Origin of the sequence: Caballeronia sp. LZ043 (assembly GCF_031451075.1) — a bacterium.
Classification (GTDB): domain Bacteria; phylum Pseudomonadota; class Gammaproteobacteria; order Burkholderiales; family Burkholderiaceae; genus Caballeronia.
In genome coordinates, this window is the sequence record NZ_JARUXT010000004.1 from 1,355,449 (window position 1) to 1,371,515 (window position 16,067).

At 60.5% G+C, this 16,067-nt stretch carries 9 protein-coding genes; 6 read left to right on the forward strand and 3 right to left on the reverse strand.

The features are described 5' to 3' along the window. Window positions 1-39 precede the first annotated feature (39 nt). The 3 genes from QCE64_RS33710 to QCE64_RS33720 form a co-directional block, all read right to left on the reverse strand. Entirely contained in the window at window positions 40-4,941 is a 4,902-nt protein-coding gene (locus tag QCE64_RS33710) for a hypothetical protein (protein ID WP_310008473.1), read from the reverse strand. Window positions 4,942-5,205: 264 nt separating this feature from the next. Beyond that, a complete protein-coding gene (locus QCE64_RS33715; RefSeq protein ID WP_309927219.1) occupies window positions 5,206-6,567 on the reverse strand; it encodes a hemolysin family protein in 1,362 nt (453 codons plus the stop codon). 61 nt (window positions 6,568-6,628) lie between these two features. Further along, complete coding sequence (locus QCE64_RS33720; RefSeq protein WP_309927221.1) at window positions 6,629-7,747, reverse strand: sensor histidine kinase; 1,119 nt, start codon at window positions 7,745-7,747, stop codon at window positions 6,629-6,631. A 708-nt stretch (window positions 7,748-8,455) separates the two neighbouring features. Here QCE64_RS33720 and QCE64_RS33725 point away from each other — a divergent pair. The 6 genes from QCE64_RS33725 (at window position 8,456) to QCE64_RS33750 (ending at window position 16,063) form a co-directional block, all read left to right on the forward strand. Next, on the forward strand, window positions 8,456-9,541 hold the full coding sequence (locus QCE64_RS33725; RefSeq protein WP_309821116.1) for a glycosyltransferase family 2 protein: 1,086 nt from the start codon (window positions 8,456-8,458) through the stop codon (window positions 9,539-9,541). A gap of 26 nt (window positions 9,542-9,567) precedes the next feature. Then, window positions 9,568-11,070 carry a N,N-dimethylformamidase beta subunit family domain-containing protein gene (locus tag QCE64_RS33730; RefSeq protein WP_310008475.1) on the forward strand — a complete coding sequence of 501 codons (1,503 nt, stop codon included), beginning with the start codon at window positions 9,568-9,570 and terminating at the stop codon, window positions 11,068-11,070. A 423-nt stretch (window positions 11,071-11,493) separates the two neighbouring features. Beyond that, on the forward strand, window positions 11,494-12,765 hold the full coding sequence (locus QCE64_RS33735; protein ID WP_309927565.1) for a flippase: 1,272 nt from the start codon (window positions 11,494-11,496) through the stop codon (window positions 12,763-12,765). 337 nt (window positions 12,766-13,102) lie between these two features. Next, the gene (locus QCE64_RS33740) at window positions 13,103-13,234 is read left to right on the forward strand and encodes a hypothetical protein (RefSeq protein WP_310008477.1); all 132 of its coding nucleotides are present in this window, start codon (window positions 13,103-13,105) and stop codon (window positions 13,232-13,234) included. Between the two features lie 581 nt (window positions 13,235-13,815). Beyond that, complete coding sequence (locus QCE64_RS33745) at window positions 13,816-14,970, forward strand: glycosyltransferase (RefSeq protein ID WP_310008478.1); 1,155 nt, start codon at window positions 13,816-13,818, stop codon at window positions 14,968-14,970. 10 nt (window positions 14,971-14,980) lie between these two features. Next, entirely contained in the window at window positions 14,981-16,063 is a 1,083-nt protein-coding gene (locus QCE64_RS33750) for a glycosyltransferase family 1 protein (RefSeq protein ID WP_309935295.1), read from the forward strand. The last annotated feature ends 4 nt before the right edge of the window (window positions 16,064-16,067 follow it).

Below are 16,067 nucleotides of genomic sequence, written 5' to 3' on the forward strand. Positions count from 1 at the left end.
CCGCGGTGTACAACGCTTGCCGTCCCGATCCGGACGGCGTCAGCCTCCACCATGTAATCGGCCAATACGCCTTGTTTGCCTTGACCAGATTTCCAGACTGCGGTGTCCAGAACAGGCGTTTGGGGTCGGCAACATTTCTTCTTGCGGTTTTCCAGCTCCCGAATAAGCTGCAGATCCATCCGCCGCTTGCAGAAACGCGTTGAGCCAATAGCTCGGAGAGCTTTTCGGGTTCTGTGCCTCGGCATGTTCAAAGTAATTCAGGGGCGCTTCCGGCGTTATCTCGGGATAAGTTCCGCTGTTCCACTGTTGAGAGAAACGCCATCCCAATGACTCGCTATACACCACCGCTCTGGAGGTGCCTGCTCGCAGCAAGAGATTCGCCATATGGGTGATCGAAGGCTCGATCTGGAAAGGATCTTCTTCGAAGCTCACCCGCTGCGGCCTGGTGATCTTGTGGTTCTTGGCATTGACGACAATGTAGTACGTCCCCCCGGAACAGACGCAGAGCACGTGGTCAATGCTTCCTGGCATCGTGACGAAATCATCATCGAGATCCCATCCGGTTTCTTGATCCAGGAACAGTTCGAGTTCGGAACGATTGCCCTGCGTTTCCCAATCTTCCAATGCGCGCTTTTCCAGCGGATGCGGCGTTTCCGAACCAGTCGGAGCCGCGCTGTCGGACAGCGTGACAGAGGTCTGTGTGGGCGGAACTTCGACGTTGTCGTTCGAAGACCCGGGTTCACTCCGATACCATAAGCGTCCCCATCCCCAGCTTCCCAGGATCACGAGCCCGCCCGATACGAGAAGTGCGACGCCCGCATACTTCGCGACGCGATCACATGCTGCCGGAGTCGACGCGGATCCCGAAAGGACGAGAGGCATTTCAACAATCTGGGATGCGTCTGTTGCCAACGGTCTCAGCGAGACCGCATCGGCATGGTCTGTCTGAACTCGATCTTTTCTATTGCAGACTTGCGACACGACGTTCAGTGGCAGGTTGAACATCCGATTGAAACCCTGCCTCCGGTTCACGGATACGTCCTGTCGAGGCAGACCCGGCTCCTCGAACGGTGACCGGGACGTGTACCAGTAATAGGTAAGTGACAGCAGGCCAAGCACCGACAGTCCGACACCCATGCCGATTGCCGTCCAGGGTAATGTGGGCTGCGAAAGTGCCCGTACCGCCGCTTCGAGCTGCTCGCAAGTCAGCTGGAAGTCTGGGAGTGCATTCCTCAAAGCGTCGGCATCTTCGTATTCGCAGGTGCCTGACTCAATGACGTCCAACAGCGCTTGAACTTCTCGCAGGAGGGACTCGGCTTCGATGCGTGCCAGTTCCTCGGTTGCGTCATCGTCCGCACCCCCACGCATTTTGTGGATAGCTGTGATGAGCCAGTGCCCATCACGGAAAACAATGGCGGGGCCGGTAGAGTGTCCAGCTTCCATCGAGTCATCGGGCTTCACGAGACGGATGATCGAGAAGTGGTTATCGAATGCAATGCCGAACGTTTTGCCTTCTACCCGGATATAACGTCTGACCTCCTTGTAATAGAGGCCCCGAGGGTCCGGCTCGCCCTCCGCTGTGATTACCCTGTCCTCTTCCGACAACGCAACATCGCGATGCTCGTATTCAGTTGCCAAGCCCCATTCCGACAACCTGGTTTCATTCGGCTGCGCACCGTGTAGTCGCGCGATTGCGCTGCTGATCAAGGGTAACTGGAGCCTCTCTGCTGCCCGTTTGAGTAGAGGGCCAGCCACGCGCCCCAATTTTGGAGCCAGCGCGATCCACGCCGCGTACTGTGAATCCGCCCGGGGAAAAAGGAAATCAGCCTTGACGCCATGTCCTGTTTCTCCAATCAAGCGAGGTTCGACAAGACGGTTAAATCCGTTCCGAAGCGAAGTCGCCACCTGGTTTGCAAGCGCTTTTCTCAACCGAAAGACAGGCGGCGCATTGCTCTCCGCCAGCATCGAACTCAGCTTGGCGCTCCATTCGAACCACGTATCCGCCTCCGGCAGTTCACGCTTCACGAGCATTCTTGCTTCGTAGAGATCGGAGAGCAACGGAGCGAGCGTGGCAAGCGGTCCGGCCCATTCATGACCGTGTGCCCGCAGTGTCTCCAGCGTGGCGGCAAGCGTCCGCTGTCGCTCTACGCGCTCTGCTTCGCCGGCGAACAGCAGCAGATACACGTCCAGGGCGAGATGAATCTCCCAGATGCGTTGACCCATCCCCTCCAGGATGTTCATACCCGCGCGTATCGATCCCTCCAGCGCCGGAGACGTCAAGGCGAATCGCTTGAGACGCTCCTTGATTTCCATGGCGTTCGGGCGACCGTTGAGAAAATCTCGAGCAAGCGTCGTTGCGAGGTCTTTGTATGACTGTTGTTCCCGTCCCGACGGCGCATTCGCATGGTCAGTCAGAAGCGTCCGTAGCATTGGCCTGAAAATGATCGAATACAAGGCGTCTGCAAGTAGCGCCATGCCTGGATTCGCCGCGATGAGCGATCTCGCCATCGCGCTCCGGACCATGCCCTCGAGTGCCTGAAGGACCGCCTCCACGGTGCGTTGGCGAGTCGCCGCATCCGGGTCGCTCAATGCCATACCCAGGCCAATGCCCTGCTCCACCACGGTTCCGACACCGTAGAGCACCGTGTTGTCGACGTAGAACAAGCCAGCGGACAGCGCTTGCCGTGCAACGCCAACGGCTTCGCGAGAACACAATGCCGAATGGACACTGGACACCGTCAGGTTGTTGCTGTTGATCAACGGCAGGAGGCGCTTCAACAGCATGAGTGCAGCATCGTTCTGGATCAAAGCGCTTTGCCAGCGCTTCATTCTGTCTCCGTCGGCACCCATCAGCAGTTGCAGCGTATCCGCTTTGACGAGGTGTTCCCGCACCCATACACGCTGACTGTCCCAGGACCCCAAGGCCGGAAAGCGAACGATCTCGCGGTACAGCTTGATGGCGTTCTGCGCAGCCTCCTTATGTCGAGCAGGCACGCCTGACAGAACCAGTTTCCCGGCATCGGGATGACCGAGCCATCTCACCAGCGCGCCGAGCTTCCCGACCTTCGAGACCGCGTCCGCCGAATCGAGCCTGTGCGCGCTTCGGTCCGGCTCCAGCGATTGCAGGATCGAGTCGGCCAGGCCCGAAACCTCTTCAAGCGACTCGGAGAGCGCAGTCCCGGTGCCCCTCATGTTCATGAAGTCGCGCAAGAATGTTTCGAACGTGGCTTCGTGATGAAGCTGCTTCTCCAGCAGACCTGCAATGTCCAGCGCCTGTGAAATCGTTTCGATCACGCGTGCAATGTGCATGCTCGCTTCGACACCCATCGACTTCCGCACTAAGGGACGTTCCACAAGCTCCTTCAATGCGTCCAGCCCTTTCGCGATCTGCTCCATCATCTGCTGTTGCGTGTCCATGGAACCGAAAGACAGCGCGGTTGCAAGTGTGTCAAGCGTCTGGGGCACATCGACGAGATCCGGGCGGATATCCTCCGGGATCAGCGTGGACTGCGATATCAGGCGAGCAAGGCGCTTGAGCTTCTTCAGTAGCGGCACGTCGCGGTCGACCTCCGCGACCAGGCGCCCATGGATTCCCCGACGGTAGCCGAAGCTTTCGCCCAGCCCAGCAAGCACTTGTGTGGCCAGCCCAAGCGATCCGGCGAGCCGTTCGCCGAGCAACTGCCTCATGGTGGACAGGTCAAGCGCCGCACTGACCTGCGCCAGCGCATCCATCGCAGTTTCGGCTGTCAGCGTGCCGCTCAGAACGACACGAAGGTTGGTCAAGTCTTTGCACCATTGGCTGATCTGGATGGCGACATCAGGACCCGGACCGCATGAAGGGGAAGACCCTTGCATGTCGATCAAGCCCTCCGCAATCAGCGCTTTAATGCCCAGCAACGCCTCGGAAACGCTGCGTACCGTGCCCAATTTCTCGAAGTGCTCGCGTAGCCGACCCATCTTGTCGCGATAGGCCGGCCAAAACTTGCTCTCAACCGGCAAGTCGTGGAGAAAGTTCTGCAGCGGCCTGGGCAATCCGGATGCGCTCCTTGCAATCTCGGACCGGAGTGCGTCAATCGCGTCGGGACCGCCGCTTTCCGCCGCTTTGCACCGGCTTTCGAAACACTGGATAGCTTGCAAGGATGTCGTGAACTGTTTCTGAGCCTCGGCTGCATAAGCAATCCACCTGCTGGCAGCATCCGGTAGCGCAAAGGCCGTGTTCTCGTCTCGAGCGAGCGCGGACCAGAGCAGTCCAGCCTTGTCGTGCCACGCGAGATCGGGATTGTCGATCGTCTGCCGAAGCGACAGGCAAAGATGCCAGAGCCGATCCACCTGATCGAGCGCGTCGCATGTCGCGGCGACTTTCGAGCGCATTGCTTCAGGGAGCAATGGCGCGCACCTGCGCATGAAAGCACTCAGGTCTTCGAGAATCCGGGTCCAGTCTTCTTCTTCGGATGAGCGGAGCCGCGCGTACATGCGTTGCAGGTCGCCATAGGCACCTTCCATGTCGCGATAGCCTGCAAAGAGCGCCGTCACGATTTCGAACGCCATTTGCCCCGCCAACGGCATCAGAATTTCGATGAAGCCGCCCTGCGCGCCGACAGGTAGATCAGCACTGCCCTCGTCCGCGTCCTGATCCGATTCGTGGCTTTCAGTCGAGGCATGACCGAACACACCATGCGTTGCACTTTCGGGAACAGTTCGACGCCTGCTGCGCCGAGCTCCAAGCGATGCTGCATTTTTCGGGCGTGTCTCTTCATCGACTTTGGCTTGCGGCATGAATTGCGCTCCCACGCAGCTAACAGACGGCAGGTCCCGAGCGAGCATCACGTCAAGCGCGCCAAGGAGATTCCGGGGGCGCAAGGCAGCCATGGCCGACGTCAGATCGATGGCGCTCGCGTGCGGAAGCATCCTGAGTCGCGCATGCGAATCACGCTTGGACAAGAGATGAGAGACTCGTGCTGAGCCGCGAAGACTGAGCGATGCCGGTCAGGGTATTTCTCGTTCTTATCGTATCCGGACCCTGTCGCATGACTTAACCAGCGACACTATTCGACAATTCGCAGACAAGCACCTGACGGGAAGTACTCTGCGTGCGTGCAGGCGTCAACCGGTCGATGAATCCATCAACCGGCGTGACCGTCGAATGATGTTGAGACCGGATTCAACGGCAAGCTTGCCTATGCGCCATGTCAGAACCTTGCACGCTCACTCCGTTTCTTCGAGCGCTTCTTCTCGTGGATAGACCCGCACCAGCACGATGCGCGGCCCCTTCATCTTCTTCACCACGATATCGAACTGGTCGAACGCCACGCGTTGCCCTTCGCCAGGCAGATCGCCCAGCGCATTGATGACAAGACCCCCGACCGACTCCGCGCGCCCTTCATCGATATCGATACCCAGCGCCCGTTCCAGCGACACGACAGGCAAGCTGCCCTTGCCCATCAGCGTGCCGTCGTCCATGCGCGACCAGTCCGCATCGCCTTGACGGAACTCGTCGTGGATCTGACCGACGAGCGCGCCGAGCAGGTTGTCGAGCGTGATGAAGCCGATCGGCTTCGCGCCCTTGCGTCCCACGATGGCCAGATGCGGCGCGCCCTTGCGGAAGCGGCGGAACAGTTCGAGCGCCGAGAGGTTCGGCGCCACATACTGCACCGGCCGCACATGACGGGCGAGTTGATCGAGCTTATCGGCGTGCTTCGTGAGATGGAAGTTGAAGCCGCGCCCCTGGCCGTCGCCTGCGAGAAGCAAATCCTTCAAATGAATCATGCCGATCACGCGTTCACCCGACGCATCCGCGAACAGCGGATAGCGCGAGAAGCGATGCCGCGAAATCACGGCGAGGTTATCGCGCATCGGCAGGTCGTTGCGCAAGCCGACCAGTTCGTGCGCGGGGCGCATCAGGTCGGACACGGTCATGCGGCTGAAATCGAGCGAGTGCGCGATGGTATTCCACTCGTCCTCGTTATACGAGGAAGCGCCGCCGTGCCGCCGGCCGCGCAGGATCAGCTTGAGTTCATCCGTCGAGTAATGCGTGTCGTGACCGTGTTCCTCCGACATGCCGAAGAGACGCAAAACGAAGTTGGCACTCGAGTTCAGCACCCAGATGAACGGATACATCAGCCAGTAGAATCCGTACAGCGGCATGGCGAGCCACAGCCCCACCTGTTCCGAGCGGCGGATGGCCCACGACTTCGGCGCGAGTTCGCCCACGACGATGTGCAGGAATGAAATGACCGTGAAGGCGAAGAACAGCGAGATGGAATCGATGAGCTTTTCCGACTCCACGCCAATCAGCGCGAAGAGCGGATGCAGCAAGGTCGCGAAGGCCGGTTCGCCGATCCAGCCGAGACCGAGAGAAGCCAGCGTGATGCCGAGCTGGCAGGCGGACAGATAGGCGTCGAGCTGCCCGTGAACCTTCGCGAGCAGACGGCCCGGCAGGCCGTTGGTCCGCGCGATTGCCTTGACGCGCGTGGGCCGCAGTTTGACGAGCCCGAACTCCGCCGCGACGAAAAAACCATTCAACGCGACGAGCAACAATGCGCCGATCAGCGCAACGACCTGAGCCAAGGCAACTCTCTTCGAAAGTGGAAAGCGTCAGTATAGAGGCGACAGCAAATCGAAAGTAAATTCACATCCCTGCGACAGGAATGCGCACCGACAACGTAACCTCGGCGTTATCCGCGATGTCGCTCTGCTCGAAGCCGCCGCCATGCGCCTCGGACACGCGCTTGCACAAAGCGAGCCCCCACGCGATGCGCCCGCCTTCACGCGGTTCCAGCGCCTGGCGGCGCGCGAACGCTTCGAGCACATGAGGGGAAGCTGTATCGCTGAGCGCCTGCGCCGACGCGGTGAAGCGCACATCGGTCCGCCACATGCTGCCTTCGATGTTGCTGGCCGCCCGTACGGCCGCGCCGGCCGGGCTTGCCTCGGCGGCAAACGCCAGCATCAGCCAGAGCGTTTGCAGAAGGCGCTCTGCATCGCCTTCCACTTGTTCTTCGGCGAGCGGCGTATCCAGTTCGATGGTCACGCCGCGCGCGTTTGCCACACTCGCACGCGCCAACGCCGCGCTTTGCTCCAGCAACGGACGCAAGGCGACCGGCGCGAGCGCGACCTGCAGGGCCTTGGTTTCGGCGCGCGTCGTATCGACGGACCGCTCGATCAGCTTCACCTGCTGCTCGACGCCCGAGCGAATGCCGGCCAGCGCGCGTTGCGCGGCGGGATCGTTCGCGTCGACCTTGCGCTCGAGTACATAACCCCAGCTGTGGATGGCGTTCAGCGGACCACGCAGATCATGCGACACGATGGACAGCACATGATCGCGCATGAAGAGCGCGGCCTCGGCGCGCAGATGCGCCACACGGTCAACGTGTTCTTCACCCCGTTCCGACGCCGACGGCGACACGATCAGCGTGACGCAATCCTGACCCGGCAGCGCGATGATCGCGAAGGAACGCGTCCCGGCGTCCGCGCCGATGCTCACCTGCGCGCGACGCGTGCCGTTGCCGGCCAGCGCGGCGTCGGCGACTTCGCCGAGCACGGCGGCAAGCGGACCGGGCAACGGCGTTTCCGCCAACGTACGGCCGTTCAGTGAAGCGGAATCCAGATCGAAGAGATGAGCAAAGACGGCGTCGGCCGACAGGCACCGCTGAGCGGCGTCGAGCACCAGCACGCCGTCGTTACCTGCAACGGCCGCGTCGAAGGTCCGGGCGCCGCCCGGTTCGACCGTACTGGAAAAAGACGTTGTCACGGTTAGGGTCCTTGCTATTGGGCTGATGCGGTTGATGTCAAGGGAAGGCAACGCTTCGCAACCACGCTGAAGACATGCGGATCATGAAGGCAGGCGGCTTTCATGAATGGATTCTGCAAGTCATTATATGTGAGTGCCTCCTGTGCATGCTGCCGCCCTCCGTGCTCGTTTCCCGTCTGAAGCCAACGCGCAAACGTTACACGTCATCACGTTGTGCGCTGCACCGGTTTCAGCGGACAAGCTTCCAGTCCGTAAGAACCGGACGCTTCGGGCTCGCAGCATGTTTCGCTCCTGACATAAAGCGGCGTTACTCGTCTTGCAAATTTTTAAACACGCGTTACAAATTCGCGGGTTATCTGTTTTGATATAACCACAGCAGGCAATTAATCAATGCGCGTATGCGGATCTCGAGCGGCGCCCGCAAACGCAATGGCGACGGGGCATTGCGCGTATCGATGAGTGAATGGAACTGTTTTGAACGGGATAAGCGCTTGAACCGGCTTGGCGTCCGCTTTCAAATATGCGCCGTCGCGCAAATAAAAAAATAAATCGGCAGCCGCGAATTTCCATGCGTGCGTACGCGAACATTCCCGGCTTACAACTCCCTATAGCATTCCACCTGACCAATGACGCATTGGACAGCCGGCGCGCATGAACCGGCCTCTGCCACGGTGGCCTCAATACCAACACTAACCGGTGACACGAGCTATGACACGCGTCCACAACGGTACTCGCAAGACCCTGCTGTCGGTGATCATTCCCGCGTATAACGTGGAGCATTTCATCGCCGCCTCGCTGGCGTCCGCGCTCTCGCAACCGCGCTCGGAGGAGATCGAGCTCATCGTCATCGACGACGGTTCCACCGATCACACGCTCGAACGCATTCTCGACGTGCAGCGCACGGAGCTGGGCCGCAACATCCGCGTGATCCATCAGGAGAACCGCGGCGTGTCCGCCGCGCGCAATCGCGCGATCGCCGAAGCAACGTCGCCCTACATCGGCTTCCTCGATTCGGACGATGTCTGGTCCGAGGACTTCACGCAGAAGATCATGCCGCTGCTGGACCAGAACGTCGCCGACATCATCGAGTTCAATGTCGGGATCATCAATTCGGCAGGCAAGGTGATCGACAAGGTGCAGCTGATCGATCCCGCGACCGTCGGCACGCGTCCGTGCAATCTCGACGCGCTGCTCGACTTCGCCCGCGTGTATCAGGTCTTCCCGGCGGCACGCGTGTACCGGCGTGCGCTGTGGGACGGCATCGAGTTTCCCGCAGGCCGCGTGTATGAAGATGCCGCGGCCATCCCGCTCGTCTATGCGCGCGCCAGCACGCTGTTCCGTCTCGCGGACAATCTCTACTTCTATCGGCGCCGCGCCGGCAGCATCACGACGAGAGCGACGCCCTATACGGTCACGTCGCTCACGATCTGCGCGGAAGAGACCATGGAACGCTGCAATGGCGGCCCGCTCGATGCCTTCTGGCTCGCGATGTTCCACAAGGTCTTCTCGTACGCGTGCCATCAGGCGGCGCGTGTCGATGCAAGTGCGTTCGCCGAAGCCATCCGGACCGTCGAGGCCACCGCTGCGCACTATCGCGCGTTTGCGGCGAATCGGCGGGATACGCCCAGTGAGTTGTTGTTCCACAAGAAGATCGTTGCGGATCGCCGCTGGTTCCAGGCCAAGCGCGTGGTCAAGCGGGTACTCGGACTCGAACTGCGTCCGCCTGCCGCGCCGGCGCGCGCCGTGCCGTCCGCCAATCTGCGCGGGCGTCCGTCCGCGGGCAGCCAACAATGATAAAAATGTCGTAAGGGGCCTTCAGCATGCAGATCTACCCGAAGAGGCCCGGCTTCACCGCGGGCGAGTCGTTCGAACTCGCGGTGCAGCCGGGTTCGCGTTTTTCTGTCGCGATCTATCACCAGGGCAATGACGAAACGCTGACCAGCATGGGCGGCATCGTCGTGCAGCCGGGCGGCGCCGTGCAGGCGCAGTTGCAGAACGGCAGATACGTGTTCCAGTCGCCGGGCCGCACGGGACGGCCGCGTCACGATGAAGACTGGAACTGGCCGACCATCTCAATCAGGCCGAATGCCGACGACATCGAAAGCGGCGCGTACGTTGCGATCGCCTATGAAGTGGGCGCGAACGGCGAGCCGCGCGACGAACTCGGCCGGCGCGCGGCCGCGCACAAGCCGATCTTCGCGGGACCGCCCGCTTCGGACAGCATGGCGCTCGTCATCGCGCGGCCACGCAAGCCGTCGGCGGAGATTGCGTACATCGTGCCGATCAACACGTACCACGCCTATAACTCGATGGGCGGCGGCTGTTATTACGGCGACCCGATCCACCGCACGCATCCGCAGACCACCGTGAGCGTCCAGCGCCCCGGCGGCGGGTTTGGCGCGCAACTGGGCGAGCCGACCGATCCTTATGATCCGCGCTCGCCGCGCCAGCAGTTCAAACACTGGGATGCGAAGTTCATTCGCTGGCTGCGCGCGGAAGGCATCGCATGCGACTTCTATACCGATCACGATCTGCATCGCGGCACGGATCTGAAGCTCGAGAACTATCGCTGCATGTTGAGCGTCGGGCATCACGAATACTGGTCGACGCAGATGCGCGAGCGCGTGGCGCAGTTCATCGCGCAAGGCGGCAATCTCGCGATCTTCAGCGGCAATACCTGCTTCCGTCCCATCGACTTCGGCGACGCGCCGATCGACGGCGACTATACGGTGATGAACCGGCTCGGCGAGAAATGGCCGGGTCATGACGAGTCCAACCTGATCGGCCTGAGCTACGCCTATGGCGGCGGCAAGTATGGCGTGTGGAAGCGTTTGCGCGGCGGCTGGATCAAGCGCGAACGCGAGGCGATCGGATACACCGTGCGGCAGGCGGACCATTGGATCTTCGCGGGTACGGGCCTCGTCGATGGACAGACCTTCGGTGCGCAGGACCGTCTCGTAGGCTATGAAGTCGACGGCGTGCCGCCCGAGCCGAATGGCTTCGTGACGCTTGCGGACACGGTGCAGCTGACCGGATGGGACATGGGCGGCGTCGGCGCGATGGGCGTGTTCCAGCCGGATCGCAACGGAGGTCCGCAACAAGGCCTCGTCTTCAACGGCGGCACGACCGACTGGCCGCGCGTGCTGATGGACCCGGAAGCGGAGAGCCGTGTCATCGTCGATCAGATCACGCGCAACGTCGTGCGCCGCTTCATCGGTTTGCAGCCACGCGTGATTGCGCGCATGGACGTGGGAGCGGATGAGCCGTCGAAAGGGGTTGCAGCGTTGGCAAGAGACGGTGCCCTCAACGGCGCCCTCGCCTGAGCGGAAGCCCCCAGACTTCGCTGGTTTGCTGCCCGCACCCTGACAGTCCTAACAGGGTTGTGCCGGATTTTCAATCGCTCAAAATCGTTGCGACTCCGGCATTGCGTGGGCCAACCCACTGATGATTGCGGCCGCGGCCTGTCAAATGCATACGGTAGTACAAGTCGCGTCGTCACCGGGCAAGCGAGTGCTCGGAACCGGTGCGTTTCGTGCTGTATCCGTCCATTCGACCTGAACAGCGTGCGGGCATGCAGACATGCTTTCATTGCATGCTGCATTGACGGCGCGGCGTACAAGCGAAACTATTCGCCTGTGGCGCTGTCATGTTTAGGCCCACCGCTCAGGCGCAAACGCACGACGTTTGCAGCCTTTGCCCCTCAGTCATCAAGATCACGCACAGCTCCAAGCCGGGAAAACCGTTCAATGGCTTCATTCAAGAAGAACTTTACGATTTTGATGACGCTGCAGGTATCCACCTACCTTGCACCGCTCTTGACGTTGCCGTGGCTCGCACGCGTGCTGGGGCCAAGCGAATATGGACGCCTTTCGTTCGGCCTCGCATTTACCGCATATTTCATTTCACTCACGAATTACAGCTTCTCTCTTACCGCTACGCCGAAGGTCTCGATCAATCGTGGAGACCGCGCGTTGCGTTCGCAGGTCTTCTGGGAAACGATCCTCACGCAGGCTGCACTGGCCGTCGCCGGCCTGGTCGTCCTGATCGTGCTGACCTCCGTCATTCCTTATCTCGAAGAGAATCGCGAGCTACTGTTGCTCGGCTACGGCCAGGCCATCGGCGCCATGCTGATTCCGACTTGGTACTTCCAGGGCATCGAAGACCTGGGGATGCTGAGCGGCTTCGTCTTCGTAGGCCGCGCGCTCAGCATTCCGGCGATGTATCTGTTCGTGCGCCAGCACGACGATGTCTATATCGCGATGGCCGTGAATGCGCTTGTCCCACTTTTGTCGGGTGTCGCAATTTGCATTTATTTGTATTTTCGACACGAGCTCGATTTCGTCAGAGTGTCGTTCAAGACTATTGTCGAACGTCTGAAGGAAGGCTGGAGCGTGTTCATTGCGACGTCGCTGGTGGATATCTACGCCTCGAGCAACATCGTGCTGCTGACCTTCATCTCGGGTAACGTGGCGGCCGGCTACTTCGCTGCCGGCGACAAATTGATCCGCGCGGCATTGAATATGCTTCAGCCGCTCAAGACCGCTGCTTATCCCCGTGTCAGCTTCCTCATGCACCACGCAAAGGATGATGCGTTTGCGTTCTTGCGCAAGATGTTCGTGTTGCAAGGCTCGATCGTCTCGCTCATATCGGTCTGCATCTTCTTCGCGGCTCCGCTTGCAGTAAAGCTCTTGTATGGCCCGCAGTTCTTGCCTACGGTAGAAGTGCTGCGCTGGATGGCGTTCGTGCCGCTCATGGCCGGACTGTCGGATCTCTTCGGCGTTCAGACGATGCTTCCGCTCGGCATGAAGAGCCACTTCAGCCGTGTGCTGATCGGTTCGGCGGTGCTGAACTTCGCGTTGCTTGCCGTGCTGGCGAAGCTTTTCGGCGAGCAGGGCGCCGCAGCCACGGTGCTGATCGTGGAGACCTGCGTCGCAGGCGCGATGGCCCTTACGCTGCATCTGCAGAAGGTGCCGTTCCTGCGCCGGCCCATCACCGAAGGCGCGGGATCGGGCACGTGATCGCGTTATGTGACCTGCCTCTCCTAAGCCGCCGAGTTACACGGTCGAGCGCACGTAATGGCTAAAACAGTGCGTGCTATAAAAGCATCAAGTGTGTCGTGCAGGTTATGGAAGGCATTGGGCCAGCAGTGTGAATGACTGCCCCTCAATGAAGAATCCGTGCGCGGCGTTGGTGCGGCGCAGCGCTTTCGATAGCGACCTACTCCAAAAGTTGCATGCTTGTATGTGGAGCAGCGCACGGACCAGAGCGAGTCGAGTCGATATCGTATTGGTACGAACAGTTATTTAATCAAGTGAGCGGTCCGACATGGAATCAGAGGATACGTCGATCGAGCGTGTGCAGAAGCTGGTCGAACAGGCGCAGAGCCTGCGCATGCAATCGGTCGCGGTCCCGCTAAAGGATCTGCGCATGCTTCTGCAGGTCTGTGAAGCGGTGATCGCTCAGCAGAATTCTTCCACCGCCAAATAACGGCGATGAAGAAAGTAATGAAACAGCCATATCAGCAGAGTAAAGCTTTGTGTTGATGGGTCCTGAGCACGGGCTCAAGGAAAGTGCTCAGGCCGTTCCGAAAGGCACGGCTTCGAGAAGTCAAAAATATGATTGATCAATCGGGCTTTACGTCTCGCGGCAGGTGGTCGTAATCAGACGGCCGACCTGCGCCTTATCGGCGCGACGCGAAACAATTTTCGCAAAGACCGGTATCAAGGCGTCTTCCGGGCCTGCTCAGGCTGGCCCAGAGGCTCCTGGAATCCAGGCTTGGGGAGCAAGCTCGACGGGGTTTCTCGCGGAGGTCGTCGCGAGGAACGAGTAATGCTTGGGTCGGAGCGCGTGGCACGAATGGATCGGTTTGTTTTACGGTCCATTAGTACTCCAACGCGCACATTACCGGATTCTTTAATGTGCTCTTTGCAGGTGGGCTAGCGCCCGCCCACCTTGCATGCATTCGGCGTGCTTGAAAGTGTGATGTCCTTAACTGATAACGATTAGGCCGCTTCCTTCTCATGCGGTCGCCGCGGGCGCTCGGCGACACGCCAAACGATGAGTTCAATATGAAAGAGATCGTACATATAACCGAGGCTTTCGGAGGCGGAGTTCTGTCAATGCTGACGCAGCTTTCCAATCGCGCAGCGGCCGCTGGAGTCGGCGTAACGATCCTTCATTCGATCCGGCAGGAAACACCGATTAACTTTTCCAAGCTCTTTCATCCGGCCGTCAAGCTTACCTACGTCAGCATGTTCCGCGAAGTAAGCGTCAAGAACGACTGGACCAGCTTGTGGAACCTGGTGCGCAAGCTCAAGGAACTCGATCCTTCGGTCGTGCATCTGCATTCGTCGAAGGCCGGCGTGCTGGGCCGCGCCGCCGCACGCATTGCCGCGCCGCGTGCCCGCGTGTTCTATTCGCCGCATGGCCTGGCGTTCCTGCGGCGCGATGTCTCGCCCGTCAAGCAGTTTGCCTATCTGAGCTTCGAGCGCATCGCCGCTCGCATGGGCGGCACCATCGTCGCGTGTTCGAAGAGCGAGCTGAGCGAGATCGAAACTAGAATGGGTGCGCGCGAGGCGCGCATGATCGAGAACGGCGTGAACGTTCCTGAGATTCCGCCGCGCATCGAGCGCAATCCCGGCGATGTCGTCGTCGGCATGAGCGGTCGCGCTTCTTATCAAAAGAACCATCAGGCATTCGTGAAGCTCGCCACCGACCTGAGCGGTCCGTCGGTCAAGTTCCTGTGGATCGGCGGCAATCTCGAGGAGCTGCCGGGTCAGATGCCGAGCGGCGCCGTCACGTGCAGTGGCTGGGTCACGCGCGAACGCGCACTCGAACTGACCTCCGAACTCGACATCTACGTGCAGACCTCGCGCTGGGAAGGCATGCCGATCGCGCTGATCGAAGCACAGGTCGCGGGCATTCCCGCCGTCGTGACCGACGTGGTCGGCAACCGCGATGTCGTGCAACACGGCGTGACGGGCTTCGTTGCATCGAGCGTGGAGGACATGGCCAAGTACGTTGCCATGCTGCGCGACGACCCCGCATTGCGCGCCCGCATGGGCGCTGCATCGAGGGAATCCGCCAGCAAGCGCTTCTCGATGGACGCCATCTTCCGTCAGTGGCTCTCGGTCTACCAGCTCGGCTCCGACCGGCCCACGCGCGAGCCGCTCGCCTCCAAAGAGGCAGCCTCGTATGAAACCAGCTCCGACTCCCAGTTCTGACGCCTCTCCCATGGACACTTCCATCGCTACGAACAAGCTTGTCTATAACGGACGCTTCACGAGCCAGAAAACCACCGGCGTCCAGCGCGTCGCGCGCGAACTCGTCGCGGCGCTCGGACAACTGCCGCAGGGTTCGCATGTGACGCTCGCCGTGCCGCCGCAAACCGGTCTGGATCCCGTCGATGGCGTCGAGACCGTCAAGCTCGGCTTCGGCAAGGGCGTCTTCTGGGAGCAGCTCGTATTGCCGCTGTTTGCAGGACGTTCGCGCATCGTGAACCTGTCGAATTCCGGCTCGATCTTTCGAGCGAACCAGATCATCTACATGCACGATGCCGCGGTGTTCGACACCCCGTCGCATTTCTCGTGGAAGTTTCGCACCTGGTATCACGTGATGTTCTGGATCCTCGCGCGTACCTCGAGTTGCGTGCTGACCAATTCGAAGTTCTCGCGCGATCGCCTGGCGCATCATGTGGGCGTGCCCGCGGAGCGCATCGGCGTCGTGCCGCTCGCGGCGGATCATCTCGATCACATCACGCCGGATACGTCGGTGCTCGACGAACTCAAGCTCACGAAGAACCGCTATGTGCTAGCCGTGAGCAGCATGAATCCGACCAAGAATTTCAAGCGGCTGGTCGAGGCTTTCATGCGCCTGAACGATCCGTCGATCGATCTCGTGATCGTCGGCATGAAGAACGCCACGATCTTCGGCAAGGCCCAGGACCTGTCGAGCGCGCCCAATATCAAGCAGGCGGGCTATGTGAGCGACGAACGACTCCGGGCGCTTTATCAACATGCCGCATGCTTCCTCTATCCTTCCATCTATGAAGGCTTCGGCATTCCGCCGCTGGAAGCCATGCGCAACGGCTGTCCGACGCTCGTCGGCCGTGCCGCTGCCCTGCCGGAAACCTGCGGCGACGCCTCGGTGTACTGCGATCCCTATTCGGTCGATGACATCGCGGGCAAGCTGCGCGAACTGCTCGACTCACCCACGCTGAGCGAAGAGTTGCGCCGGCGCGGTCTCGCGCACGCCGAACGTTTCCGCTGGACGGAGAGCGCGCGTCTGCTCAAGCAGTTCATCGACAAGCCGCAATGACGGG